Here is an 849-nt window from a genome sequence, read left to right as displayed (position 1 = left end):
CGGATCACGAAGGCGGTCATTCCTGCGGCGGGGTTGGGGACTCGGTTCCTGCCGGCGACGAAGGCGATGCCGAAGGAGATGCTGCCGGTGGTGGACAAGCCGGCGATCCAGTATGTGGTCGAGGAGGCGGTTGCGGCTGGTCTGACTGATGTGTTGATGATCACGGGTCGGAACAAGAACGCGTTGGAGAATCACTTCGATCGGGTCGCGGAGTTGGAGGCGACCCTGGAGCGGAAGGGTGATACCGCGAAGCTGCAGAAGGTGAACGAGTCGACTGATCTGGCGGACATGCATTATGTGCGGCAGGGTGACCCGTTGGGGCTCGGGCATGCGGTGCATCGGGCGCATATGCATGTGGGTGATGAGCCGTTCGCGGTGCTGCTGGGTGATGACATCATCGACGCCCGGGATGAGTTGCTGACGCGGATGCTGGATGAGCAGGTCAAGCGGGATGCGTCGATCGTGGCGTTGTTGGAGGTCGATCCGGATCAGATCCATTTGTATGGTGCGGCGGCGGTCGAGGTGACCGATGACCCGGATGTGGTGCGGATCACGGGTCTGGTGGAGAAGCCGGCGAAGGAGGTCGCGCCGTCGAACTATGCGGTGATCGGCCGGTATGTGCTCAAGCCCGAGGTGTTCGGTGTGCTGGCCGAGACGCCGCCGGGCAAGGGCGGTGAGATCCAGTTGACCGACGCGTTGATGACGATGGCCGAGGATGTCGCGGGCACGGGCGGGGTGTACGGGGTCGTGTTCCGTGGTCGCCGGTACGACACGGGTGACAAGTTGGACTACATCAAGGCCGTGATCCAGCTCGCGGTCGATCGTGATGATCTGGGTGCCGAGCTGCGT

At 63.1% G+C, this 849-nt stretch carries 1 protein-coding gene; it reads left to right on the top strand.

What is annotated here, in order from left to right:
• Positions 1-3: 3 nt before the first annotated feature.
• Positions 4-849, top strand: an 846-nt coding sequence (gene galU, locus GQQ93_RS17810; RefSeq protein ID WP_157425595.1) for a UTP--glucose-1-phosphate uridylyltransferase GalU, incomplete at its 3' end; no start/stop codon positions are given.

The organism is Agromyces lapidis (genome assembly GCF_009749405.1).
Classification (GTDB): domain Bacteria; phylum Actinomycetota; class Actinomycetes; order Actinomycetales; family Microbacteriaceae; genus Agromyces; species Agromyces lapidis.
Note: the sequence above shows the minus strand (reverse complement) of the source record. Positions and strands in the feature narration are given on the sequence as shown.